Here is a 24337-nt window from a genome sequence, read left to right as displayed (position 1 = left end):
TGGCCGTTCGGTCGCAAACGCCATGACAGTAGAAGGCACGCTTCGTGACGAGCTTTGGGGGCGGTGCGGACCTCCGTGACCTCGAAGCAGGAAGTCGCGACGCTTCTAGCGTCCAGTGCACTCACCGTGCGCGGCAAGATCGGACGTCCCGTCCGCGGCAAGACCGGGCGTTGCAGCGATGGTGAGACCGGGCGTGAACGCTGATGAGCGGTCCATGCGCGGCCAGGACGGGAGTGACCGTGTGGCCAGCGGCGCGAACCGTGACAGGACAATGACTTTCGCCCCATGCCGGTCCAAGAGCACGGGGGTGCCGGCGAGGCGCTCCGGCGGGAGGAAGCCCGACCCGCGCCTCCGGTGCAGCCCGGGGCCAGACAGTGACCCACCGGTGGGCCGTCTGGTCACCAGCGGCCGCCCCGGCTCGTGTCAATCTCGCCAGGGTGTGTGTGCGTGCGTGGGAGCATGAGATGTGGAGTTGGTCGACATCCGGGCGCAGCCCCTCGAGATGCTCGCGGGGTTGCTCGAACCAGAGCGGTTCGAGCTGTTGATGAGGACCGCCGCTCGCGCTCGGGAGCTGCTCGCTGGTCGCATCGTGTGGAACATCAACTCCACCGCCTCGGGGGGCGGCGTTGCCGAGATGCTCCAGACCCTGCTTGCTTACACGCGCGGCGCGCAGGTGGACACTCGCTGGCTCGTCCTTGACGGCGACCCAAGGTTCTTCGAGATCACCAAGGCTGTCCACAACTCGCTCCATGGGTCACTGGAGGGGCGCTCCGGCTTCGACGCTGCAGACCGCGAGCACTACCAGCGGGTGATGGCCGCCAACGCGGCCCAGCTGCACGGCATGGTCAGGGCCGGGGACATCGTCCTGTTGCATGACCCCCAGACGGCCGGCCTCGCGGAGACGCTGGCCCGGCTGGGGGCCCAGGTGGTGTGGCGCTGCCACATCGGCCGGGACCAGACGAACGAGATCACCGACCTCGGGTGGGAGTTCCTGTGCGAGCACGTCACTCCCGCGCACCGGTTCGTCTTCTCGCGGGCGAGCTACGCCCCGGCCTGGCTGCCCCCTGAGCGCGTGAGAGTCATCCAGCCCTCGATTGACCCCTTCTCCACGAAGAACAACGCGCTCACCGAGGCCGAAGTCCGCCAGGTCCTGCTCGAGGTGGGACTGGTTCACGACGGCGCCGACCCCGACCACGTGCAGTTCCAGCGCCGAGCCGGCAGCCGCGGCGTCCTGCTTCCGCGCGGCGGTCTGCTGTCGAACCCGCCGCCCCACGAGGACGCTCCGCTCGTCCTGCAGGTGAGCCGGTGGGACCGGCTCAAGGACATGCCCGGGGTCTTGACCGGCTTCGCCGAGCACGTCGCTCCGTACCGGCCGGACGCTCACCTCGTCCTCGCCGGGCCGGACGTGTCCGGCGTGAGCGACGACCCCGAAGGGATGCAGGTGTGGGCCGAGTGCCGCGCCGCTTGGGAGTGCCTGCCTGACCGGGAGCGCGCCAGGTGCCATCTGGCCACCTTGCCGATGGGCGACGTGGACGCGAACGCCCTGATCGTCAACGCACTCCAGCGGCACGCGACGGTGGTCGTGCAGAAGAGCCTCGAGGAGGGGTTCGGCCTGACCCTGACCGAGGCCATGTGGAAGGGCCGCGCCGTGGTCGCCAGCGCCGTCGGCGGGCTGCAGGACCAGGTCACCGAGGGCGTCGACGGGCTCCTGGTGAAGGACCCGACCGATCTCGCCACGTTCGGCAGCCTCGTCACCCGGTTGCTGGCAGACCCGGCCCTGTGCGCCGCACTGGGCAGCAGGGCCCGCGAGCGGGTGCGCCACGACTTCCTGGGCGACCGCCACCTCACCCAGTGGGTGGAGCTGTTCGCCGACCTGGATTCCTGACCACCCTGCCGCAACCCGGCCTTGTCGGCCCACGCCAGCACAGGACCAGCCCTCGGACGTCCCGTCCGCGGCAATGCAGGACGTCCTCAGGAGCTCGAACCGATCTGGCAGCAGGCCTCAACGTGCAGCAGCCGGGCCTGGCCACGCTGAGCGGTTAATCGGCCAGGGAGCACACCCAGCGGCAGGATGGGATGTGCCGTCCACGGCATAGCCGGACAAACACCTTGGATCTACCAGGTCGGCGAGTGGGTCGCGGTGCGTGCCCTCGCGGGATGGAAGGAGGCCTACAACGAGGACGGGTCGCGCCAATCACCACCCTTCCTCACAGCAGTCGAATGGCTGACCGTCTTCCACGTCGTGGAGTTCAGGATCGTGGAGACCCGGATCATCTCCGTGGTCGAGCACTCCCACGCGACTGCTAGACCGCGGCACTGCGCGCTGACGATCACGGGCCCGACAGGCGCCTTCCGTGCGCGGCACTGCGATGATGCCGACGAGTAGCAGGGGCCCCAGGTGTCTCGTCGGTCATCACAGGCTGCCCCTCCCGACGTCGACCTAACCCGACCACACGCTGCCGGGCAGGAACTCGATCACCATGCAGGACCGAGGACGAGACCGCCGGCACCCGCCCAGCCCTTGACGCCACACACCTGACGCTGATGAGCGTGCGTGCGTTCAGGCATGGCTCGGGTTGAGGAGGGACCTGAGGATCTTCTCTACTTCGTCGAGGCTGTCTTGCTGTCCATCGAATGCTGTCATGTGCTCGCGTCCAGCCTGGTCGCGGAACGCCATTCTCCGAGTGAAGAGCGTGACCCCGTCACGTTCCTGCAACTCCATCGTTTCGACTGCCTCGACGTCCGGCCAGCAGTTGAAGTGCCACGTCTCTACGGTTCGGACCGGCGGCTCGACCACAAGGTATGTTCCGCTGAACGTGAACACGGTTCCGTCTGTCGTCACGAAGGAGGAGTGATAGTTGCCTCCGACCCGTAGGTCGATCGAGCACTCCGTCATCCGATCCGGAGGCGTCGCACCCCACTTGGTCACGTGCTCGGGTTTCGTCAGCACGTCGAAGACGAGGGCTATCGGTGCGTCGAACTCTCGGGTGATGACGACCTCGAGATCGTTCGGGAACGTGATCACTGCAGAGCCATGCCGACTAGCTGCCATCGTCCTCTCCTTGTCGTTGCAGCTCCTCGAGGTAGTCCTCGAGCCGGTCCAATCGGACGTTGATCGCTTGCTCGTACTTGGCGACCCAGTCGTGCAAGGGTCGAAGATGCTCCGGTGCCAGGCGATAGAGCCGGCGGCGGCCATCGGCACGACACGTGACGAGTCCCACTTCACCGAGCACCCGTAGGTGTCTCGATGCCTGAGGCTGAGGCAGCGACACGTCGCGGGCGATCGCACTCACCGTCTTCTCACCAGAGAGCAGAACATCGAGGATCGTGCGGCGGTGGATGTCACCGACCGCGTTGAAGACATCCGAAGTCGTCGGGGCGCGGGCCATCTGCGAATCGTATCTCCATATGGACATATTTGAAGAGTGCGGATGCCAGGTGCTGCTCCGGTGGACGACCACTGATCGGCAGATCCGGTAGATCACGCACCTCACCAGGCGGCCGCAGGCGTCGGCGCGGGCGCGCAAGTCGCACGAGCGGGATGGGGATCAACTTCGGCGCGGAGTCGCGGGCACCAGGCGCCTCGGGCCGTCCGCAGCAACTCCCAGCCTGCGCGAAGCCCCCAGTGATGGGGGCTTCGCTTTGCCTTCACCTGTCCCGGGGGGTCAGATGATGAGCAGTACCGCAGCGGTAACTGCCCCAGCCAGGCTCAGCGCGCCGAGCACGAAGCTCACCACTGCGCCTGCGGTCCAGTGCCCGGACTGGTCGCGAACACTGGCGCCCAACATGCCGAAACCGGCGGTGAGCAGTGCTCCGCCCGCGATCCAGCTGCTGAGGTACCAGACCTCGCTCAGGTCCGCCAAGATCCAGCCGGCCGATGCAAAGTACACATATGCACCGAACGCTGCGACCAAGGCACCGATGACCAGGAGCGTGTAGTCGACTGTGCGGTTGCGGAACAACCGGGGAAGACGTTGCTCAGTCTCCGCACTTTGCTTCTCAAGGAGCTGCGACATCGTCGTCACCTCCTTCCTGATCTCACCTTCAGTCTGCGTCAGGGTGGGCGCCGACGTAAGAGGCGTTGGTCCTGGTTGGCACGGCGGGTAAGCACCGAAGGCGGGTACTTCGGCCCTGTCCGGCCCACGTGTCGCCTGCCACGCTGGTGGCGCTGGGAGGCCAAGAGGAAGGTGCGCGATGGTCGGGAGTCGGAAGCACCGCTTGGTGGTCGGCGGCATCGTCGTGTTGGTCGGGCTGGTCGCTGCCGCCGTCTTCGTCGCCGGCCGAGGCCAGGGCCCGCCTCCCGCCGCCACGCCTATTCCAGCGACCACGTCTCCCTCCCCCACCACGACGACGCTCATGACGGCGCCTCTCACCGGCCTTCCGATAACCCCGGGAATGAGCATCAACCACCCAGCGGTGGCGATCAAGATCTCAGACGTGCGGCAGGCGCACCCTCAGATCGGTGTCGACAAGGCCGACATCGTCTTCACGGAGCCCATCGGTGTCGCCTACACGCGACTTCTCGCGGTCTTCCATTCCCAGCTGCCGAGCCTCGTAGGCCCAGTGCGCTCGGTGCGGCCGCCGGACGCCCCCCTGCTGTCGCCCCTGGAACCCGTGTTCGGCAACACGATGGGCGCCCCATGGGTCGTCAGCTACGTCGACTCGGTCGGCCGCTTGGACGACCTCGGCACACTGCGGGTGCCCGGCTCGGACGCATACGTCCTGAACCGCAGTCGGCCACGACCGGACCACGTCTTCGTGAAGCCCCGGACCCTCATGGGGCTCTCGAAGCTCACCGAGCCGCCGGCTCCCTACTTCTCGTATGCCGCTGACCTGTCCTCGGCTTCAGCGTCGAGTGCCGTTGGGGCCGGGAGCTCGGCAGTGGTGCCGTACGGCGCTGGTTTCAACATGACCTGGACGTACGACGCCGTGCGGAAGCGGTACCTACGGTCCGAGCCCTGGGGGGCCCACACGACGGTGGACGGCATTCGGGTCAGCGCCACCAACGTGCTTGTGCTGAAGGTCAGCTCGTCAGTGGGGAAGATCGGAACCGGCTCGGGTGCCCCCGTGCCGATCCTCGCGCTGACCAACGGATCGGGCCAATTCGTGGCACTTGCCGGCGGGCACTCAGTCGCGGGCACCTGGGCCAAGGGGCCTGTGACCGACACTTTCGTGCTGCGCACCGACAGCGGCCAGGCACTGTTCCTCGCCCCCGGTAACACCTGGGTCGAGATGCCCGGTGCCGCAGCAACGGGTGACGATCCGCTGAGCCTCCGCCCTGCCGACGCGAACGGGCCTGCCAGGAGGGCGCGCTCCCTTTTCGGATCAGTCACCCACGGGGAACAGCTCTAGAGAGACTATTCCGTGGGCTCGGCAGCTCCTCAGCAACTCCAGCCCTTCAGTGCTCTTGGCCTCCGCCGAGGATGTCCATGCGCAGCAGCTGAGACTCGCTCGAGATGCCCGGATAGGACTTGTTGGTCGGGGGCACCAAGGGCCAGATGTCTTTCTTCTTCACCAAGCGCGGGGACCGCAACTCAATCTCCTGGCCGTCTACGGACAGCCGCGCCTCCTGCGCGGCCATGACGTTCTTGACCCAGTCGGTCCGCGGCCCGTACAACGGGATGAACAGGTAGCCGTCCGGAAGGTGGTGGACGTCCAGGGGAGTCCGGTAGGTCTTCCCCGAGGATCTTCCCGTGTGAATCAGGACCGGGCGGACGCCCCGGCGCACCTCGACGGGGTTGAAGACCCGCTTGTTGATGTGGGCCAGCCAGCGCGGCAAAGGCATCGGGGTTCCTCACTCCTTGAAGAGACACGGTGCTGGGCGGCGGGCCGCCCTCGGTTTTTCTGTTGCGGTTGGTGCGGTCCTGACGACACCAGGCCAGGTGAACGAGACGATCCCCCAGCAAGGCCCTGACCTACGGTGTCATCGAAGGCGCCGTCGACGCGGCGATCGAACCCACGCTCGGACCCGCGGCCCTGGGAGTGAATCCTCTGACGATCAACCAGACGGCGAGGACCATCTCCTGCAGACCGATGGGGATGTTGAGCACCGTCGTGACCGTCGTGAAGCCGAACTCCTGGGTGAATCCGGCGTTGACCGTGGCGACCAGCATCATCGCGGCTCCGACCAGACCCCACCCCGACAGCCATCGCGGCACGACCCGGGACCGGTACATCACGAGGTAATACAGCAGAGCGCCGGTGCAGAACGCGAGCATCCCGACGAACCCCTGCGCCCAGTCACGCACTGCGAGCAGAGCGTCCGCCGTAGGAGGGAACGAGACCGATGCGGCCGAACCCGCCGCCAGCGACTGCTGGCTCACGGTCAGCAGCGCCAGGAGGCTGAGGGACCCGATCAGGACGAACACGCCCTCAACCACCCTGGCGGCGACAGATCCGAGAGCCAACCCGCGGCTGGACTTCCGCAGGACCGGATACAGCCCAATGGCGATGCCAGCCCCGGTCGCGGCCCAGACGAACTCGAGGAGCGCCGTCAGGACCACGGCACTGTCGCTGTCCGCCAGCTTGCCCAGGTAGTCAGGGCCATCGAGAGTCGAACCCAACGGGATCGCGCTGAGAATGCTGGCCGCTGAGCAGGCGATCAGCAGAATCCCCACCGCGATCGCGTGCCCTCTGTACGACTTCATCCTTCTCGCCTCCACAGTGTGACCGCTTGTGACCCATCGCCACTGGGACGACCTGCCTCGCATCTCCCGCTAGGCCGCCCGCCCCGGGTGGCCGTAGAGGCAGAGGTCCCGCTCCCTTGCCCGGATCAGACGCCCGGCAAGGCCACACGCAGGACACGTCCGCGTTGAGGCGAGGCGGGGGGCTTGGACGGACCGACCGTCAGGGCGACGCGCAGAGTCGGTGTCGCACCACCCTGCGGCGCAGGGTGGGCGAAGCCTCGACCTCGTAGCCGGCGTCGAGGAAGACCTGGAGCAGCCCGACCGACGCCTCGTCCCAGATCACGGTCTTCCCGGGCGGCGGCTCGGTCCGGTAGCCCTCGAGGACGCGAGCGCCGACCTGTCTGCCGTACTCGACGGTCGCAGCGGCGAGCTCGTACATGAGTCCCTGTCGCCGGAAGCCCTTCCGCACGACGAAGCAGGTGACCGACCAGACGTCCTCGAGGTCGGGGTCCATCCGCATCCACGCTTTCTGGCGTGCCCAGATCCTCGGGTAGTTCTCCCGCGGCTCGACCGCGACCCAGCCGGCCGGCTCGCCGTCGACGTACCCGAGCAGCCCGGACGTGGGGCCGCTCGTGCCGCACCCGGCCTGCTCCAGCAGGGCGGCGTCGCGCTCCTGCTGGGTCGTGTCGCGCCAGATCCAGCCAGGGACCTTGAGCGCCTGGCAGCGGCACTTGCGGGCGCCCCCGGCCTCGAACACCGCCTCGACGTCCTCGCTCGTCGCGTCGTTGGCGGGTCGCCAGGTGAACTCAGGCACACCGCGAGACTAGTGGCGGGGCCGCCGCCAGTGACTCCATCGCTCAGGGCGGACCTCCTCGGAGAGGTCATGCCGAAACGTCCTCGAGCGTGATTTCTGGCTGACAACGTGGCGGATCAACGGGATGATCGCGAGAGAGTCGATCGGCGAGGCGACGCGTGGATTCGGTGATGGAGGTCGAGATCGGGCCGGCGGCCGCCGCCGGTCAGTTCACCGTGCGGGTGCTTCGGTCGGTCGGCGCAGGCAAGCCCACGACGACGTGCGCGCTCGACGTCGAGCGGCTGCTCGCGCAGCGGCAGGGCCTCGAGGACAGCATTCTCGCCTCGTCGGTCGAAGCTCGTCGTGTCACGCCGGCGCACGAGTCATCGCTGGAGGCGGTCGGCACGCTCCTCTTCGACGCTGTTTTCGCCGGCCAGGTGCGCGAGGCCTACCGCACCAGTGTCGCCGTCGCGGAGAACCGTGGGGAGGGGGTGCGCCTGCTTCTTCGGCTCATGGCTCCGGGGCTCACCGCGCTGCCTTGGGAGGCCCTCTACGACCGTGAGGGGCGCAACTACCTGTGCCGAAAGGAGCCGCTGCTGCGGCAGATCGGGACGACGCCCTCCACGCCAACTCTGCCCCTGGAGCCACCCCTGCGGGTGCTCGCGCTCATCGCCTCGCCGAGCACGCTGCCTTCACTGGACGTTGCCGGCGAACGGGCACGTTTGGAAGAGGCCCTGGCCGAGCAGGTCGAAGCCGGATGGATCCACCTCGAGTGGCTGCTCGATGCAAGTTGGCAGCGTCTGCACGAGAAGCTGCTCGACGAGACGTGGCACGTCCTGCACTTCATCGGGCACGGCTCGTACGACCTCACACGGGACGAGGGCGTGCTCGCGTTCGTCGGACGGGACGGGCGGCCGGATCTCGTCAACGCGAGCCGCTTCACGGATCTGCTGCACGAAGCCAGGCAACGTCCGCGACTGGTCGTGCTCAACGCGTGCCTCACCGCAGCCGAGAGCACGGACGACCTCTTTTCGGGTACGGCGGCAGCGTTGGTGCGCAGCGGGATCAACGCTGTGGCCGCGATGCAGTTCGCCATCAGTGACAAGGCGGCCATCGCCTTTGCGCGCGGCTTCTACATGTCCCTCGCACACGGTCGCCTCATCGACGAGGCCATGCGCAGCGGGCGGATCGCCATCCTCGGTGTCGCACGAGACACGCTCGAGTGGGTGACACCTGTCCTGTGCGTGCGCGGCGACGACACCCGGCTCTTCGACGTCAATCCCAGTGCAGCACCCGTCCCTCCCGTCTCGCCGACAGGAGAGCACGACCAGCCAGGGGTCGCGCGCACCGCTCCGCCACCTGCTGCACGGGAGCAGGGCCACACGGGCTCCGTTCAGGTACAGCCGGCGCAGGGCGCGGCAACGGTCGGCGGGCCACCGCGCATCGCCCGGCATGCGCGATCGCGGCGCCATCTGGCCTATGCCGCCGCGGCTGTGCTGGTCCTTGCGACCGCCGGGACCGCAGCCACCCTGCGGGCCCTGGACCGCGTAACCCCGGCAGACAACGAGATCACGGCGGACGCCCCCTGGCGGCTCGAGATCAGCAGCGACCCTACGTCTGGCGGCTGCACTGTCGCGGTGACAAACACCGACACCCGCTACGAGGAGGTGTTCAAGAATGTCTGGGGGACCAAGACGTTCCAGATGCAGACCGCAGGCACGTTCCGGTGGCAGGCCGACGACCCAGGCTGCCTCGTGCGCCACCGCTCCGGGTCGGGGAAAGCCGTACTGCCATTCAGCCAGAAGCCCGGCGAGGGTGACACCGACGCCTTCGCAGCACCGAAGGCTCCGGGCACTGTCGTGGTGCAGGTCCAGGCCTTCAACGGCTACAGAATGTGCACATTCGAGCTGCACGATGCCGCGGACGGACGGCTCGTGGCCCGCGCCACGGTGGCGGCCCCAGCCAAGGGCCCCCTGCGCCTCGACCCGCTCGGACGCTCCCAGGTCTACCTCTCCGACTTCTCGGGATGCGACATCCTGGTATCCGCTGAGACCTAGCTCGCTCGTAGGCGATCATGGCTCTGGCCGCAGCCGCCGAGGACAGACTCCCCACGGGGCAATCTCGCGTCGGGTTCGACCGTGCACATCATCGCCCGGATCGACGATGGACACGGCGTTGTCCTGTCGAGCCGAGGGCGAGCGGATGGCCGGCGGCCGTGCGAGCGATCCCCGAGGTGATGCGAAGACGCCAACGGCCGCCGGCCACTCGGTGTCCCTTGCTGCGTCAAAGCGCTATTTGGAAATCGTTGTGTTGGGGTTGATGCGTCTCATCAGGTTCGGGAAGGGGTAGACCACGACGATGACGGCGATGACGATACCCACGAAGTTGTAGGCGATGCGCTCCCAGATGGTGCTGCCGCCGGAGGTGATGTCGTTCGCCGTGTAGAGCAGCAGGATGGTCGCCGTGTAGAAGATCGGGACCATCCCCAACTTGGTCTTCTTGAACAGCCCGTTGAGCACGCCGAAGAGCCCCCCGAGCAGCACCAGGATCGCCGGGCTGGTGATGAAGGCCAGTGCGATCGACGCCAGCACTGCGCCGACGAGGGTCCCGATCATCCGTGCAATGGCGCGCTTCTCAGACAGTTGTGGGTCGTAGCGGGTGATGTTCCCGACGGCACTGGGCGCCCAGCCGAGCTTCGCGAAGCCGGCCGCATAGGACACGGCAAGTGCCAGCGAGGCGCCGATGGCCATCCGCAGCCCCTGCTCGGCCAAGTCACGATCCGGGACAGTGGGGTCGACCTTGGGTGCCGGTATCGGGGTCCAGACCGGGAGCAACGAGATGATTGCCGACCAACCGAGGACCGCCGCGAAGGCCAGGAAGTTGGCCGACGCCTTCTCCGGGCCGCCGGTGTTGAGACCAGCGGTGAAGATCATGACGAGTGTCAGTGCCAGCGGCCCGCCGACGGCCCAGCCGCTGAGGAAACTGAGGTTGAGGCAGACCATGAAGGTGAAGGCCACGGCCACCAGCGGGTACGGCGCAACGGCGCCCCCCATCAAGTAGAAGCCAAGGCCGAGTGCGAGGATGACCGATCCCATCACCATCCGGGCCTCTGTCTTGGACGGCAGGAACAGAGAGCTGAAGAAGAACCCGCCCTGACCGAGGACGACGAGGTAGGTCGAGTGCCCCAAGGCGGCGTACACCACCATCGGAGCCATGCAGACCAGCGCCCGCAGCGCCTCGGTCCACATCAAAGTGACCTTGCCGTCCACCCCGATGGCGTCTACGACCCGTTGATCACCGCTCATGTCGACCTTTCATCCCGGGGTGTCTGGCTGGATACCCCGATGTGGGAGGGCTCTCGCCCCTCCAAAACGTCCCACCGGAGGCTGGGGTGCGACATCGCCTACGGCGCATCTCCCCTAGGTGACCTTGTCGTCTGCCCTGCACAGATCCCACGCCGGCCCGGAGCCACGGCCGGCTCGCTGCTCTCAGGGTGTGCCGACGCTTGGCGGACGTGCCGGCCCCTCAGCCAGTGCCGCCGTCAACGACGCCACCGCATACAGGGCCATGGCCTGCAGGTAGAGGACGAAGAGGATGCCGATCGGCGCCGCCAACGCCCCGTACTGCGGCTTGTCCACCACGAAGCTGACCAGCAGGGCCATGGCCTGCTTGAGAACCTCGATCACGACAGCCCCGACAGCGGCGCCGACGACGAGCGGCGAGCGCGGGGGGCGGATCCCCCCGAGGTGACCGAGCATCAGGTGCATCGACACGTAGTTCAAGACCATCGCGAGCACGAGAGCGGCGACACTGAGCAGGACCGTCGAGCCGCTCCAGTCCAGGCCCAGAGCGCTGAGCAGGCGGGTGAAGAGGTCGGCAGTGACGCTCGCGCTGACGAACGACAGGAGGATGATCGGCGCCAGGACAAGGAACCAGCCGAACGCCCAGAAGCGCACTCGGACGACGTTGCGCGTGTTGTTCGGAGCACCGTAGACGGCGTGAAGCGAACGGCTGGCCCCCATGACCGCCCCGGTGGAGCCGTAGAGCAGGCCGACCGTACTGACGATGGAGGTGACCTGTGCTGTGCCGCGCAGTAGCTCGGGGTCGAGTCCGGACTGACCCACCAAGCCGGGGAATGCCGCGGACACCGCCTCGGTGATGTACGCGGCGAGCTGTTCAGCGCCCAACGCGGCCGTCACCCCGTACGCCAGCGTGAGGATCGAGAACAGGGCGAGGAAGAGGTAGTAGGTGGTGCCAGCCGCCAACAGCGTCGCCCTCGATCGCGTGAAACGGATGCTCGTCCGCATCCCCAGGCCGAAACCCTCACCGAGCCAACCCTTTTGACCTTCGAGGAAGCGCACCCTCTCGGGTAGGTCCTTGGCCGGCGGGTCAACAGGTTCCCCCGGTATCGCCGGAAGAGGAGCGGTGTCCACGCTCTGACCGTACTGGGCCTCCGACTGTGCTCCGACAGAACCGCTTTGACCCCACCCTCCTGCAGCTCTCCTCTAGGGGAAATGCCGCCTAGGGGATGTGTGAGATCAGTCCGCCCTGAAGAGTCGTCGTCAGGTCACACGACTCACTCGGCCGTAATCGGCCGAGACTTCACATGGAGGTTGGCACATGGAAGACCCGAACTACGTCCTGTATGTGGCTTCTTACGGCGACGACACTGCCGCCGCTGCGGAGGACTTCAAGGCCCTGAAGCACGTCGATGAAGCTGCCGTCGTCGCTGCTGTCGTGCTCGACCGAACCACCGACGGCAAGGTCGACGTGAAGGAACACGGAGGCGGCCTTGTGGGTGGTGGAACCGTGGCAGGAGGCGCAGTAGGGCTCGTCATCGGCCTCTTCTCACCCCCGCTGTTGGCTGCAACGGCCATCGGCGCGGCAATCGGTGCTGGGATCGGGGCAATCATGAAGCGCCACGAGGAGAAGAAGATCGGCGTCGACGCCGAGGAATGGCTGCCTAATGGCTCCTCAGCCATCGTGGCGGTCGTCGACGATGTCTACCTCGACGGGATCGACTCGGCCATTACGAAGGCCGTGAAGAAGACCAACAAGGCCATCGACAAGGGGGATTACGACGCCATCGTCCAGGCGATGAACGAGGGCGGCGACGCCATCATCAAGGCCGTCGACGCCTGACGCCACTGCAGGGGCCCGCCACCTCACCAGTAGGCGATCCGGTCTGCTTCTCGTTTTCTCCAAGGCTCGCGTTCGACCCGACCGAGTCTGGACCTACCCGGGCAACGCACGGCGACCTCGCTGGTACTCACTCGGAGGACGGCTGCACGCCGGAGAGGAATCGACCGATGACGGCCGTCGCTACCACACCGCGAACACCTCGGGAACGTCGTCGAGCGATCGCCAGGTACCTCCTGCGTGTGGTGGGTACACGCGGTCGTCGAGTCCGCCCAACCCACGGCGCGAGCCAGCGACACATCGCGGCAGTGGGCAAGGCCCCCACCGCATCGCACGATTTCACAACAAGGAGCTGAAGGAGCGTCATGAGCGTCAAACCCGCCACCCAGTACAGCAAGTCCGCAGTCGGACTCACATTGTTTGCGGCCATCATGATGATGGTCATCGGAACCTTCCAGGCCGTCCAGGGACTGGTCGCCCTCGTGAACGACCAGTTCTATGTCGTCGGAGAGAAGTACATCTTCACCTTCGACCTCACGGCCTGGGGATGGATCCACCTGCTGTTCGGCGTCCTCTCAGCTGTGGCCGGCTACTTCGTCCTTCAGGCCAAGGTGTGGGCACGCACGGTCGGCGTCATCGTCGCCGTGGGCAGTGCACTCGTCAACTTCGCCTGGCTGCCGCATTACCCGGTTTGGGCGATCATCATCATCACCCTCGACGTGTTCGTCATCTGGGCCCTGACGGCTCACGGCCGGGACATCACCGAGAGCTGACCTGGATCGTCCGCCGGCGCGCACTCCGACACGGCGAGGCCCAGTGCGCCTGCGCTTCGGTCACCAAGGTGGCGAGGCGCAGGGGCAAACCGTGCCGGTCCCCATCTCTCTCCAGGGGGCGAACTAGGAGGCGGCGACGGGAGTGTCGCGGAGGGCGAAGGCAAGCCGGTCGCGGGCCGCACGCTCGACGAGCAGCGGCACGAAGTCACGGACGGGCCCGGTCATCTCGGCGTGTGCAAGGCGAACGGCCGCCTCTACGACCGTCGCGTCCAGCTGGGGAAAGCGTCGTCGCAACCTCTCCTCCACCTCAACGAGGGCTCGTCGCTCATGGTCTGGTCCAGTCACTGCAGGACCGTTGATGGTCGGCACGACTACACCCCCGTGGTCGCGGCGATACGCCGGGTGCGAATTGCCTCCACGAGGGCGTCGTGGTCGACGGCGTTGAGGTCGGCATAGGCCTCGGCGAACTCGGCCATCGCGTCGTCGAACCGAGGCTTGGAGCCGAGGTATGCGGCTATCGCGACTCGGTCACCGGAGCGGGCGTGCGCTCGGGCCAGAGTCGCGCCGCATATCCGGCCGTACCGGCGCATGCCCCGGGGCGCCAGGTCTTCGACGACCACCGAGCCCTTACCGTCGCGGAGCTGACGCAGGTAGTAGTCCCGCTCTGCTCCATCAGCTCCCTTGGCTCGCTGCCAGCCGAGGAAGATGTCGCTCGAGGCCTGCATCAGGTGTTGGCCCATCACAACGCGACGACCTTGGTTGGAGAATCGCACCGCAGGAACGAAGCCGGCCAAGACCGAGGCCTGTGCCTCCTTCGCCTGCAGCAACAAGTGGATCGGCCCCGTCGAGCCCCTGGAACAGCAGGATCCACGCTCGGGTGCCGACGCTTCCTACCCCGACGACCTTGCGCGCGACCTGAGTCAGCTCGTACTGGTCGAGCAGGTGTCGGCGGTCCGAAGGCAAGGTGCGCCGATAGGCCGCAACCAGGTCGAGCACCTGCTGGCGTCCCTGCGCAGCGTCAGCCTCGCCCCAGAGCTCGTCGAGGGGAACGAGCAGAGGTGGCAGGCTGCGAATTCGAGTGCGACCATCGACGCTGCTGGCGAGGTTCTTCAGGGCCTGCACGCTGTCCCGGCCACGAGCCTTCTCGAGCCGCTTGCGGGCCTTGGCGCCACGCTTGGTGTCGAGCTGCTTGCCAACCTGACGCAAGACGTCGTCCACTTCGATGTGGGTGTACCAGACAGCCAGGTTCTTCTGCTCGGCGAACGTGGTCATCGCTTCCCGGTAGCCGGCCGCGGCGGCCAGCGCGATCTTGCGGCGCTTCTTGCTGCTGAAGCCGTTGCTGCGACCTGCGACCGCAAGGCTGGCGACCAGCCTCTTGACGTCCCACTCGAACGGTCCCGGGTGGGTCTCGTCGAAGTCGTTGACATCGAAGACCAAGCGCCGCTCGGGGCTGTTGAAGACGCCGAAGTTGCTCAGGTGTGCGTCTCCGCACAGCTGCACGGTCAACCCGGTGTTCGGTGTACGTGACAAGTCGGAAGCCATGACAAGGGCCGCGCCGCGGTAGAAGGCGAAGGGTGACTCGACCATTCGTCCGTAACGGATCGGGACGAGCTCAGGCACTCGAGAGGCGGCCTGGCTCTCGAGCAGGGTCAGTGCATCCGCGCGACCGTCGATCTCGACGGTCGCCAAGGAGTGCCGGGGAACTCGAGCCCGGACGCGCCTCCCGGCGGCACCACGCTGTGTCCGGCTCGGACGCCGGCTGGCCTCCGGAGGGGCTGAAGTGTTCGCGCTCCGATTCATGGTGCTCCTTCAACTGGATGCGCGGCGATGCCGTCACCTGGACCTTGCGTCGTAGCAACGCTGGCACCTGTCTGGCGAAGGGACATCACCCGTGGGGACTTTCACCTAGGGGAATGCCGTCCGCTGCGGTTGTGGCTCGCGATCCCCGTGCTGCCGGAACTGCGCTGTCCTCGTTCGGGTCGGGATGACGCCGCGTGCGGGGGACCACGGTCGCCTTTCCTTCAGCGAGCGGTGTCTTGCATCCAGCGGCGGCTGCGCGGGTCGCCTGTCGTGTAAACCATCGGTGGTAGGCGCCGACAAGCGGGCCTGCGGTGAGGCCGTGCAGAAAGACGCTCAGGCCAACCGTTGCCACGACCGTGGCGGCGATGTCTCCCGAGCCTGGGATGCCGCGCTCCATCGCGAGCAGGAGGAACACCACCGAGGCGAGACCTCTCGGACCGAACCAGCCCATGAAGGCCACTGTCTGCCGCGCTGCCCCGGTGCGCAGCATGGCGATCGCGACAGGCACCATGCGGACGACGGTCAGGCTCAGCACCGCGTAGAGCACGACCTTCCAGGTGATGTCGTGCCACACCGCGCTGATGGCCAGCGCCCCAAATCCCATCCAGGTGACCGCGGCAAGGACGTTGCCTACCTCCTCGGTGAGGTAGGTCGTGCGCAGCCCGTGCTGTCCAGAGACGGCTCCGAACACCATCCCTCCGACGAAGGCTGCGATGAACCCACTGCCGCCGAGGGTGACGGCGACTGCATAGGCGCTGATGGCGATCGCGAAGGTGACCGCTTGGCGCCATTCCGGCTTGATCCAGCCGCGCCTGTCCGCCTGGCGCAACGCCAAGCCTCCAACCGCGCCGGTGCTCAGGCCCGCAAGCAGACCCCAGCCGATCTGCGCGGCGATGTTGGTGAGTACCGCGGACGTCACGCCGCCCACCAGCGTGGCCATCGTGAGGTCCAGTGCGACGAGGAAGAACGGCACGGCAATGCCGTCGTCGAACCCGCTCTCGACATCGAGGGCCTGCCGCACCCGCGGGGGCACCCTGGGGTCGTCGACAACCCGCTGACCGAGGGCCGCATCCGTCGAACACAGCATCGTGGCGAGGAGGAAGGCGCTGGCCACCGCCATGCCGGGGAAGACGACCAGTCCCATGACGAAGCCGAGCACCATGGTTCCGGGAATGGCGATGACGAGCAGACGGCTCGGCCAGGCGGCGCTGTGCCGCAGCGCCTTCAGGTCCATGCGGACCGAGTCGCTGAAGAGGAGGAACACGAGCGCCAGCTCGGTGAGCCGCTCCACGACTGCGCTGTCCAACGGAACATCGAGCCAGCCGAACCCGGACGCGCCGGTGACGAGCCCGAGCGTGACGAAGGTCATCGCGGAGGTGATCCCTCGGCGGTCGAGGGGGCGTGAGGTCACGCCGTACACAATGAGCAGGACCGCCACGGTGAGAACCGCTGTCACTGGACGTCTTCCTTCGGTGTTGTTCTCGCCCGCGAGCTCAAAAGACGCGTGCGAAGTCGTTCTTCATGCTGACGACGGTCCAGCCGTTCTCGGATGCTGCGGCCAGGGCTCTCTCGGCGCCGCTGCCATAGGCGAACTCGCGTGCGGCGTCGTCGTGGTTCACCAGCAGGCGCAGTGACGGCCTCCCGGGGTGAGGCTCGAACTCGAGCATCGTGTCGCCATTGGAGTTGCCTACGGCCAGCAGGGGTCGACGGCCCACACCGTTCCAGATCTGCACCGGCTTCTGCGGGCCGTCGTCGAGGAAGCCAAACTGTGCCTTGCGGGTGATACGGCCGCCGTCTGCGGCGGTGTACTCGATGGGCGAGAGGCTGGCAATGACCCGCTCGGTGGGGATGCCGAAGGCCTCCTGGGCCACGGGGCGCATGAAGTCGCTGCCACTGCCCGACACGATCCAGGTCGAGAAGCCGTTCGCCTCCAGGTGACGGAGGAGCTCCAGCATGGGCGCATACGTGAGCCCAACAAGAGGCTGATGCAGCGTCGGGTGCATCGTGTCGCGCAAGAACGTGCCCGACTGCGTCTGGAAGTTCTCGACGTCCATGTCGGCGAATGCCGTGCCGATGCCGCTCAGCAGCAGCTTGGCCCCCGCGTCGTCGCCGGCATAGTGGTCGGTGATGACCTTCCCCAGCCACGCGTTGTCGTGTTCGTAGGCAGCTTTCCAGGGCTGGCGGGTACGACGTTCCGGGCTGGCTTCGGCCATTTCCGCCAGCTTCGCAAGGATGAACCCAGCCTCGGCAGGCACCGGCTGCTCGCACCACAACGTGCCGTCGGCGTCGAATACGGCAACGCGCTCTTCGACCGGCACGTCCGCGGCAACGACCTTGTCGACGAATGCGACGATGGCCGACTTGGTCGGCCCGTCGTTCCAGCTGGCCAAGTTTTCGGTCACGACGGTTCCTTTCCTCGGGTGTGTGCGCCCGGCGCGAATGACAGCGTCCCTTCTGCGCCGGATGCTCAGGCGGATGAATGTGCTGCCTGGGCTGAGCCATCGGCAGCCGCCGCGGCAGCCGCCTTGCGTTGGGCCCGCTTGCTGCCACCGGCCGGCCGGGCGTGGTCGATGGCGTTGGAAATGCTGGGGAGCAGCTCGTAGCGCTTGCCGTAGATATCCGCCAGGGAGAGCAACATCGCAATGACGGGCACGGCGAGGAAGGCACCGGCGACGCCGAACAGGGCCGCGCCGAGCAGGACCGCCCCGAACGAGACGGCCGGGTTCACGTCCACTGCCTTGGAACTGATCTTCGGCTCGATGAAGAGGTTCTCGACCTGCTGGTAGAGGACCGCCCAGACGAGCGCGATCACGCCGATCCACGGGGTGGGGGTGAGCAGGCCCACGGCCACGGGCAGGATGATCGAGATGTACGTGCCGATGGTGGGCACGAACTGGGCCACGATCCCGGTCCAGAGCGCCAGCGCGAGCCAGTACGGCATCCCGATGATGATGAAGACGATCGCAGTCGTTGCGGCGTTGATGCCGGCGAGGATGAGGCGCGACGCGATGTAGCCGCCGGTCTTCTCCGCGGTGATCGTCCAGACCTTCTGCGCCACTGGCTGCGCGCGGGCCGGGAACAACGACCCCACCCAGCGCTCGAACTGAGGCATCTGGGCGGACAGGTAGAAGATGAACATGCCGAAGGTGAATACGCTGAACAGCGCCCCGAGAGTTGAGCCGAGGAATCCGAGAGCGCTCATGCCCGCCTTCTCTGCGGCTGCCGCGAGCTTGTCTGGGGTCAGGCCGACAGAGCTGAGGACGTTGTCCCGTGTCAGCGACATCGAGAACGAGCTGTTGACCCACTCCAACGTTCCGTCGACCAGCTTCGGCACGTAGAGCAGCAGTTGCACCACCTGGTCCACGAACAGCTTGCCGAAAGCCGCGAGAAAGAGGACCACGAACACCGCGAAGGCGCCCATGACCAGCCCCGTGGCGGCGCCACGCCTCATGTGCTTGGCGAGCCGATCGACACCTGGCGCCATCGCGATCGCTGCGAACAACGACATGAGCACGGTGAAGATGAGGTCGCCCCCGTCCCGCAGGACGAACAGCGCGAAGGCGCCGACGGCGACCACCCCCAAGAGCGCAAACCCGATCCGCCACACCGACCGCATCGAGAGGCTCTGGGCCGCGACTCCAGTCGCCTCAGCGGGCACGAGCTGACCATCAGAGGTGATGGCGAGCGCCTCCGCGGGCGCGACCGCCGCGTCGTGTCGAACGTCATCGGACATGGTCTTCTCCTTGATTTCACGGGCGACCGCCCGGACGGGGCAGCCAGCTGGGGCCACATCTTCATCAGACCGCAGGGATCCTGCGGTGTAACCGCCTGCACGGTGATCTCCCCTAGGTGAATTCACGGGGAAGGTGATGCGGGCGCCATAGCGCGCTGTGAGCGTTGTGGAGCGAAGGCGAACGTCGGGGGGCACCCCCGGGCCACGCTCCGGATGGCCGCAGGACGAGCCCTTCACCCTCGCGGCCGGGTCAGCCGACCGCTCGATTGAGGAGAACGCTCATGGCAACAGACACCGATGGCCCAGTCGACCTCTACGTCGCGGCATACCTCGACGAGGACGCCGCGCGCGGCGACTGGGACGCGATCAAGCAGCTGGCCGACGACGACGTGATCAAGGTCGAAGGACTGATCCTGGTCAGTCGCGGCACCGACGGAAAGATCAATGTCAAGGACGACTTCCACACCACGGGCAAGGGCGCTGCCTGGGGCGCGGTCGGCGGCGCGATCGTCGGTCTGATCTTCCCGCCGAGCATGCTCGCGGGCGCCCTCGTCGGCGCGGGCGCGGGTGCCGGTGTCGGGGGCCTGATCTCACACAGCGAGAAGGCCGACATCAGGGACGACGTCCAGGACTCCCTCCCCCTCGACAGCTCAGGCATCGTCGGGATGTTCGACGAGCAGTGGGAGGCAGCAGTCGACCAGGCCCTCACCAAGGCATCGACGGTCAGCAAGAACAAGGTCGACGCCACCAGCGCCAAGGCACTGACGGACGCCGTGAAGAGCGTCTGAGCGTCCAGCTCCCCACCAGCAAGCACATGAAACAAGGAGATCGCAATGAGCAAGCAGTTCAACGGCGTCATCAACATTGACATCCAGAACTCGACACCTGACTGGACGTCCTACGCCCAGCCCGTTCCGCCCGAGGGCGCCCCGAGCGTCATGTACGTGGTGCTTGACGATGTCGGGTTCTCCGCCCTCGAACCCTTCGGCGGGACGATCGAGACGCCGAACATAAACCGGATCGTCAAGCGCGGATTGCGCTACACCAACTTCCACACCACGGCCCTGTGCTCGCCGACGCGCTCCTGCCTGCTGACCGGCCGCAACCACACGACCAACGGCATGGCGTGCATCGCGGAGGCGTCCTCTGGCTTCCCGAACGCGAACGGCCACATCCCCATGGAGACCGCCATGGCTTCCGAGATCCTCGGCGAGCAGGGATGGAGCACGTTCATGGTGGGCAAGTGGCACCTGTGCGCCGAGGACGAGGAGAACCTCGCCTCGCGCCGGCAGGGCTGGCCGAGCGGCCGCGGCTTCGACCGCTGGTACGGGTTCCTTGGAGCCGAGACCAACCAGTGGTACCCCGACCTGGTCCACGACAACCACATGGTGGACCCACCAAAGACTCCCGAGGATGGCTACCACTTCTCGGTCGACATCACGGACAAGGCACTGGAGTTCATCCGGGACATGAAGGCGGTCGCTCCGGACAAGCCGTTCTTCCTCTACTACTCCTTCGGTGCCGGCCATGCACCGCATCAGGTGCCGAAGGAGTGGGCGGACAAGTACAAGGGCAAGTTCGACATGGGCTACGAGGCCTACCGCGAGATTGTCTTCGAGAACCAGAAGAAGATGGGCATCATCCCCGAGCACGCCGAGCTCTCGCCGATCAATCCCTACGGCGACCTCAAGGGCCCCAAGGGTCAGGAATGGCCTTACGCCGACACCGTTCTGCCATGGGACGGGCTCAAGGAGGACGAGAAGAAGCTGTTCTGCCGGATGGCCGAGGTCTACGCCGGCTTCGTCAGCCATGCCGACGACCAGCTGGGCCGGATGCTGGACTACCTCGAGGACTCGGGTCAGCTCGACAACACGCTCATCATCGTTGTCTCGGACAACGGTGCGTCCGGTGAGGGCGGCCCGACCGGTTCAGTCAACGAGAACAAGTTCTTCAACAGCATCCCGGACTCGCTCGAGGACAACCTGAAGTACCTCGACGTTCTTGGCAGCACTCTGACCTACAACCACTACCCGACGGGTTGGGCGTGGGCCTTCAACACCCCGAACAAGCTCTGGAAGCGCTACGCGAACTACCAGGGAGGCACCGCCGACCCGATGATCGTCTCGTGGCCGGCTCAGATCAAGAACCCGGGACTGCGAACGCAGTACCAGCACGCCATTGACATCGTGCCCACCATCTACGATTGCCTCGGCGTCGAGTTGCCCGACAGCTACCGCGGTGCCAAGCAGGTGCCGCTTGAGGGCAAGAGCTTCCGTGGCACCTTCGACGACGAGAAGGCACCGGGTCGCGAGACGCAGTTCTACTCGATGCTGGGAACCCGCGGGATCTACCACAAGGGCTGGAAGGCGGCGTCGGTGACGCCGGCGATGCCGGACGCGTGGGCGGAGTTCGCAACTCAGCGCTGGGAGCTGTTCGACACCGACAAGGACCCGAGCGAGTGCCACGACCTTGCCGACCAGCACCCTGACAAGCTCCAGGAGCTCATCGCACTGTGGTGGTCGGAGGCAGGCAAGTACAACGCTCTTCCGCTCGAATCGCGCAAGGCCGTCGACATCCTCACTACGTGGCGTCCCCAGGTCTCGAAGCCGCGCGACCAGTACACCTACTACCCGGGGTGCGCCGAGGTGCCCGAGGCTGTCGCGGTCAACATCCGCAACCGCGACTACCGCATCACGGCTGAAGTCACCATCGAAGCGGACGAGGGTGTCGGCGGTGTCCTCTTCGCGCACGGCTGCCGCTTTGGCGGGCACGCCCTGTACGTCAAGGACGGCAAGCTCAAGTACGACTACAACTACGTGGGCGAGACCGACCAGTACGTCGAGTCGACGAAGGAGCTGCCGACCGGTCGCTGCCGGCTCTCGGCGTCCTTCGTCAAGGACGACAGCGACGCCATCCCGACCACGGGCACGCTCAGCCTCTACATCAACACCGAGAAGGTGGGCGAGGCCAAGATCAAGACGCAGCCAGGCAAGTTCTCGCTGGCGGGTGAAGGCCTGAACGTGGGCATGGACCGCGGCGAGCCGGTCACGGCCGACTACCCCGGCACCGCACCGTGGCCCTTCACCGGCGGCACGATCCACAAGGTGGTCGTCAACGTCTCCGGCGACCCGTGGGTCGACCGCGAGAAGGAGGTCCAAGCCGCGTTCGCCCGCGACTGACACCGTCACCGCGTCATCCCGTGGGGCCGGGCCGAGCTGGCCCCACGGGCGACCCCAGCACAACGCAAGGAGAGATTCCATGACCGACCTCACCACCGAACAGAACGAGAGTGACGAGCTCGACGCCGAGAACGCCCTGTTCGTGCAGACCGCGACAGCCACCAGCAGCGTCGACGGCCGCCTGACCCTGACAGGCATCACACCGTCGACCCTGTACTTCGCTGACCGCCCGGAGCGAGCCACGGGGCACCTCAGCACCCAGGACTTCGTGAACCTGTGGGCAGTGGGCGACAACAGTTTCGAGAGCGACCCGCCCAACGCCGTGCTGGCGTTCCTGAAGTCCCCAGAAGACGCTCCGCAGGACGCGGTCGTCGTGCTGCGTTCCCCCGTCCTAGAGGACGGTGCGCTCCGGTACTCCATCGAGGTGCTCGAGGGGACCGTCCCCGAGACCACCGGCCCGGTGACCCTCTTCATCGATCCGTTCGGGCGCCCGCTGTCGCCCGTCTCGGTCTGCGGCGTTCGTCGTCGCGGCCGCCGCCGCGGCCGACGGCGCGCCATGCGCCGCTTCTGAGGCATGCCACCAGGCGACTCCACCCTGAACTCGCTCAGCTCGAAAGGAATACGACAATGTCCGACCCGAACTCCTTCTGGGACTTCCTGCTCTGGTTCTGCCTGGTCTTCATCTGGATCGCTGCCATCATGGTGTGGTTCCGGTGCGTCTTCGACATGTTCAGCGACCACACCCTCTCGGGCTGGGGCAAGGCCGGGTGGGCGCTGGTGCTCATATTCCTGCCATGGATCGGCGCGCTGATCTACCTGATCGCCCGCGGCAAGAGCATGACCGACCGGCAGACCGCCGCCTACCAACAACAAAAGGCCGCCCAGGACGCATACATCACGTCGGTCGCCGCCTCGAGCGCAACGCCCGACCAACAGATCGCGGGCGCCAAGGCGCTTCTCGATGACGGCACCATCACTCCCAGCGAGTTCGAGAGCCTCAAGGCCAAGGCCCTGGCCTGAACCCCGGATCACCCCACAACAAGGAATGACATGACCACCACCCCCGTCGGCTCCCAGCCCTTCCACATCATGGCCAAGCCAACAGGGGCGGTGTGCAATCTCGACTGCGAGTACTGCTTCTTCCTCGCCCGAGCTGCACGAGACCTACCTGCGCGAGCTCTTCACCTCCCACCCGCCCGTGGGAGAGGTCACGGTCAACTACCAGGGTGGAGAGCCCACCATGATGGGGCTGGACTTCTTCGCCCGGAGCGTCGAGCTGGCGGCTGCGCTGGCTGGTCCGGGCCAGACGGTGCAGCACACCATCCAGACCAACGGCACCCTCCTTGACGACGACTGGGGAGCGTTCCTCAAGGAGAACGGCTTCCTCGTCGGCCTGTCCATCGACGGGCCGCGTGAGATGCACGACGCCTTCAGGGTCGACAAGGGCGGCAAGCCCACCTTCGACCGGGTGCTGCGGGGATGGGAGATCCTGACCCGGCACGGGGTGGAGTGGAATGCCCTGACCACGATCAACGCCGCCAACGCCGAGCACGGGCTCGAGGTCTACCGGTTTCTGCGTGACGACCTGGGCGCCACGTTCATCCAGCTGATTCCCATCGTCGAGCGGGTCACTCCCGAGCTGCTGCCGATGGCCGACGCGGGGTGGGGGGTGCGGGCAAAGGACCGGCCGCTGTACAAGCAGGAGGGCTCGGTCGTCACACACCGCACGGTCACCGGGGAGCAGTACGGCCGATTCCTCATCGAGGTCTTCGACGAGTGGGGGCGCCACGATGTGGGTGACGTCTTCGTGCAGATGTTCGACACCGCGCTGGCCCACTGGCTGGGCATGGATCAAGCCGGCATGTGCGTCCACGCCCGCACGTGTGGCTCAGCGCTCGCACTGGAGCACAACGGCGACCTCTACTCCTGCGACCACTTCGTGGAGCCCGCCTACAAGCTCGGCAATCTCGCCGAGGGGCGGCCCATGCTGGACCTCGTCATGTCGGACCGCCAGACGGGTTTCGGCAACGCCAAGGCCGACCTGCCGCGATACTGCCTTGACTGTGACGTGCGGTTCGCCTGCAACGGCGGCTGCCCCAAGGACCGCTTCCTCACCACACCTGACGGTGATCCAGGACTGCACTTCCTCTGCGCGGGCTACAAGGACTTCTTCCACCACGTCGACGCCCCCATGAAGGTCATGGCGTCGCTGCTTCGCCGCGGACAGGACGCCACCGCCCTGCGCGACTGGTATGCCGTTCAGGACGCAGAAGCCGCCGCATCCGTGTGAGGGG

The 24337-nt window shown here is 66.6% G+C and carries 24 protein-coding genes and 1 pseudogene; 11 read left to right on the top strand and 14 right to left on the bottom strand.

The window, feature by feature from the left end:
* Positions 1–466: 466 nt before the first annotated feature.
* Both FBY41_RS14525 and FBY41_RS14520 read left to right on the top strand, forming a co-directional pair.
* Complete coding sequence (locus tag FBY41_RS14525; protein WP_141844905.1) at positions 467–1885, top strand: glycosyltransferase; 1419 nt, start codon at positions 467–469, stop codon at positions 1883–1885.
* Between the two features lie 186 nt (positions 1886–2071).
* The gene (locus FBY41_RS14520) at positions 2072–2386 is read left to right on the top strand and encodes a hypothetical protein (protein WP_141844904.1); all 315 of its coding nucleotides are present in this window, start codon (positions 2072–2074) and stop codon (positions 2384–2386) included.
* A 174-nt stretch (positions 2387–2560) separates the two neighbouring features.
* Here the strand turns inward: FBY41_RS14520 and FBY41_RS14515 are convergent, their stop codons facing one another.
* From FBY41_RS14515 to FBY41_RS14505, 3 genes are all read right to left on the bottom strand, one after another.
* Entirely contained in the window at positions 2561–3025 is a 465-nt protein-coding gene (locus tag FBY41_RS14515; RefSeq protein WP_185749064.1) for an SRPBCC domain-containing protein, read from the bottom strand.
* Between the two features lie 16 nt (positions 3026–3041).
* Positions 3042–3389 (bottom strand): ArsR/SmtB family transcription factor, encoded by a 348-nt coding sequence (locus FBY41_RS14510; RefSeq protein ID WP_141844902.1) that lies wholly within the window; start codon positions 3387–3389, stop codon positions 3042–3044.
* Positions 3390–3665: 276 nt separating this feature from the next.
* Positions 3666–4016 carry a hypothetical protein gene (locus tag FBY41_RS14505; RefSeq protein ID WP_141844901.1) on the bottom strand — a complete coding sequence of 117 codons (351 nt, stop codon included), beginning with the start codon at positions 4014–4016 and terminating at the stop codon, positions 3666–3668.
* Between the two features lie 178 nt (positions 4017–4194).
* On the opposite strand from FBY41_RS14505, the gene FBY41_RS14500 reads away from it, so the two are divergent.
* Positions 4195–5352 (top strand): DUF3048 domain-containing protein, encoded by a 1158-nt coding sequence (locus FBY41_RS14500; RefSeq protein WP_141844900.1) that lies wholly within the window; start codon positions 4195–4197, stop codon positions 5350–5352.
* A gap of 46 nt (positions 5353–5398) precedes the next feature.
* Here the strand turns inward: FBY41_RS14500 and FBY41_RS14495 are convergent, their stop codons facing one another.
* The 3 genes from FBY41_RS14495 to FBY41_RS14485 all read right to left on the bottom strand — a co-directional run bounded on the left by FBY41_RS14495 (position 5399) and on the right by FBY41_RS14485 (position 7440).
* On the bottom strand, positions 5399–5785 hold the full coding sequence (locus tag FBY41_RS14495) for a nitroreductase family deazaflavin-dependent oxidoreductase (protein ID WP_141844899.1): 387 nt from the start codon (positions 5783–5785) through the stop codon (positions 5399–5401).
* Positions 5786–5915: 130 nt separating this feature from the next.
* Positions 5916–6647 (bottom strand): DUF4386 domain-containing protein, encoded by a 732-nt coding sequence (locus tag FBY41_RS14490; RefSeq protein WP_185749062.1) that lies wholly within the window; start codon positions 6645–6647, stop codon positions 5916–5918.
* A gap of 199 nt (positions 6648–6846) precedes the next feature.
* Positions 6847–7440, bottom strand: a complete 594-nt coding sequence (locus FBY41_RS14485; protein WP_141844897.1) for a GNAT family N-acetyltransferase — start codon at positions 7438–7440, stop codon at positions 6847–6849.
* A 170-nt stretch (positions 7441–7610) separates the two neighbouring features.
* Here FBY41_RS14485 and FBY41_RS14480 point away from each other — a divergent pair, with 170 nt between their 5' ends.
* The gene (locus tag FBY41_RS14480) at positions 7611–9476 is read left to right on the top strand and encodes a CHAT domain-containing protein (RefSeq protein ID WP_141844896.1); all 1866 of its coding nucleotides are present in this window, start codon (positions 7611–7613) and stop codon (positions 9474–9476) included.
* A 234-nt stretch (positions 9477–9710) separates the two neighbouring features.
* On the opposite strand, the gene FBY41_RS14475 is transcribed toward FBY41_RS14480, so the two are convergent.
* Both FBY41_RS14475 and FBY41_RS14470 read right to left on the bottom strand, forming a co-directional pair.
* Positions 9711–10724, bottom strand: a complete 1014-nt coding sequence (locus tag FBY41_RS14475) for an FUSC family protein (protein WP_141844895.1) — start codon at positions 10722–10724, stop codon at positions 9711–9713.
* A 183-nt stretch (positions 10725–10907) separates the two neighbouring features.
* A complete protein-coding gene (locus FBY41_RS14470) occupies positions 10908–11726 on the bottom strand; it encodes a YihY/virulence factor BrkB family protein (RefSeq protein ID WP_260439813.1) in 819 nt (272 codons plus the stop codon).
* A 313-nt stretch (positions 11727–12039) separates the two neighbouring features.
* Between FBY41_RS14470 and FBY41_RS14465 the strand changes: the two genes are divergently transcribed.
* Both FBY41_RS14465 and FBY41_RS14460 read left to right on the top strand, forming a co-directional pair.
* Entirely contained in the window at positions 12040–12561 is a 522-nt protein-coding gene (locus tag FBY41_RS14465; RefSeq protein WP_141844893.1) for a DUF1269 domain-containing protein, read from the top strand.
* A 362-nt stretch (positions 12562–12923) separates the two neighbouring features.
* A complete protein-coding gene (locus FBY41_RS14460; protein ID WP_141844892.1) occupies positions 12924–13331 on the top strand; it encodes a DUF7144 family membrane protein in 408 nt (135 codons plus the stop codon).
* A gap of 123 nt (positions 13332–13454) precedes the next feature.
* Here the strand turns inward: FBY41_RS14460 and FBY41_RS24280 are convergent, their stop codons facing one another.
* The 6 genes and pseudogenes from FBY41_RS24280 to FBY41_RS14435 form a co-directional block, all read right to left on the bottom strand.
* Positions 13455–13676 (bottom strand): three-helix bundle dimerization domain-containing protein, encoded by a 222-nt coding sequence (locus FBY41_RS24280; protein ID WP_141844891.1) that lies wholly within the window; start codon positions 13674–13676, stop codon positions 13455–13457.
* 26 nt (positions 13677–13702) lie between these two features.
* Complete coding sequence (locus tag FBY41_RS23980; RefSeq protein WP_375869875.1) at positions 13703–14125, bottom strand: DUF2252 family protein; 423 nt, start codon at positions 14123–14125, stop codon at positions 13703–13705.
* 103 nt (positions 14126–14228) lie between these two features.
* Positions 14229–14918, bottom strand: a pseudogene (locus FBY41_RS14450) (DUF2252 family protein); the annotation flags it as partial.
* A gap of 298 nt (positions 14919–15216) precedes the next feature.
* A complete protein-coding gene (locus FBY41_RS14445) occupies positions 15217–16551 on the bottom strand; it encodes a cation:proton antiporter (RefSeq protein WP_375869879.1) in 1335 nt (444 codons plus the stop codon).
* 73 nt (positions 16552–16624) lie between these two features.
* Complete coding sequence (locus tag FBY41_RS14440) at positions 16625–17533, bottom strand: HAD family hydrolase (protein WP_141844889.1); 909 nt, start codon at positions 17531–17533, stop codon at positions 16625–16627.
* A 65-nt stretch (positions 17534–17598) separates the two neighbouring features.
* Complete coding sequence (locus FBY41_RS14435) at positions 17599–18921, bottom strand: AI-2E family transporter (protein WP_141844888.1); 1323 nt, start codon at positions 18919–18921, stop codon at positions 17599–17601.
* A gap of 224 nt (positions 18922–19145) precedes the next feature.
* Between FBY41_RS14435 and FBY41_RS14430 the strand changes: the two genes are divergently transcribed.
* The 5 genes from FBY41_RS14430 to FBY41_RS14410 all read left to right on the top strand — a co-directional run bounded on the left by FBY41_RS14430 (position 19146) and on the right by FBY41_RS14410 (position 24333).
* Positions 19146–19652 (top strand): DUF1269 domain-containing protein, encoded by a 507-nt coding sequence (locus FBY41_RS14430; RefSeq protein ID WP_141844887.1) that lies wholly within the window; start codon positions 19146–19148, stop codon positions 19650–19652.
* Positions 19653–19697: 45 nt separating this feature from the next.
* Positions 19698–22043: an arylsulfatase gene (locus tag FBY41_RS14425; RefSeq protein ID WP_141844886.1), complete on the top strand. Its 2346-nt coding sequence runs from the start codon at positions 19698–19700 to the stop codon at positions 22041–22043.
* A gap of 79 nt (positions 22044–22122) precedes the next feature.
* Positions 22123–22614 (top strand): hypothetical protein, encoded by a 492-nt coding sequence (locus FBY41_RS14420; protein ID WP_141844885.1) that lies wholly within the window; start codon positions 22123–22125, stop codon positions 22612–22614.
* A 56-nt stretch (positions 22615–22670) separates the two neighbouring features.
* Positions 22671–23063, top strand: a complete 393-nt coding sequence (locus FBY41_RS14415; RefSeq protein ID WP_141844884.1) for an SHOCT domain-containing protein — start codon at positions 22671–22673, stop codon at positions 23061–23063.
* A 97-nt stretch (positions 23064–23160) separates the two neighbouring features.
* Positions 23161–24333 carry an anaerobic sulfatase maturase gene (locus FBY41_RS14410; RefSeq protein ID WP_221629308.1) on the top strand — a complete coding sequence of 391 codons (1173 nt, stop codon included), beginning with the start codon at positions 23161–23163 and terminating at the stop codon, positions 24331–24333.
* The last annotated feature ends 4 nt before the right edge of the window (positions 24334–24337 follow it).

It is taken from the genome of Humibacillus xanthopallidus, assembly GCF_006716675.1.
GTDB classification, from domain to species: Bacteria; Actinomycetota; Actinomycetes; order Actinomycetales; family Dermatophilaceae; genus Humibacillus; species Humibacillus xanthopallidus_B.
This window is presented reverse-complemented; position numbering and strand designations above follow the sequence as displayed.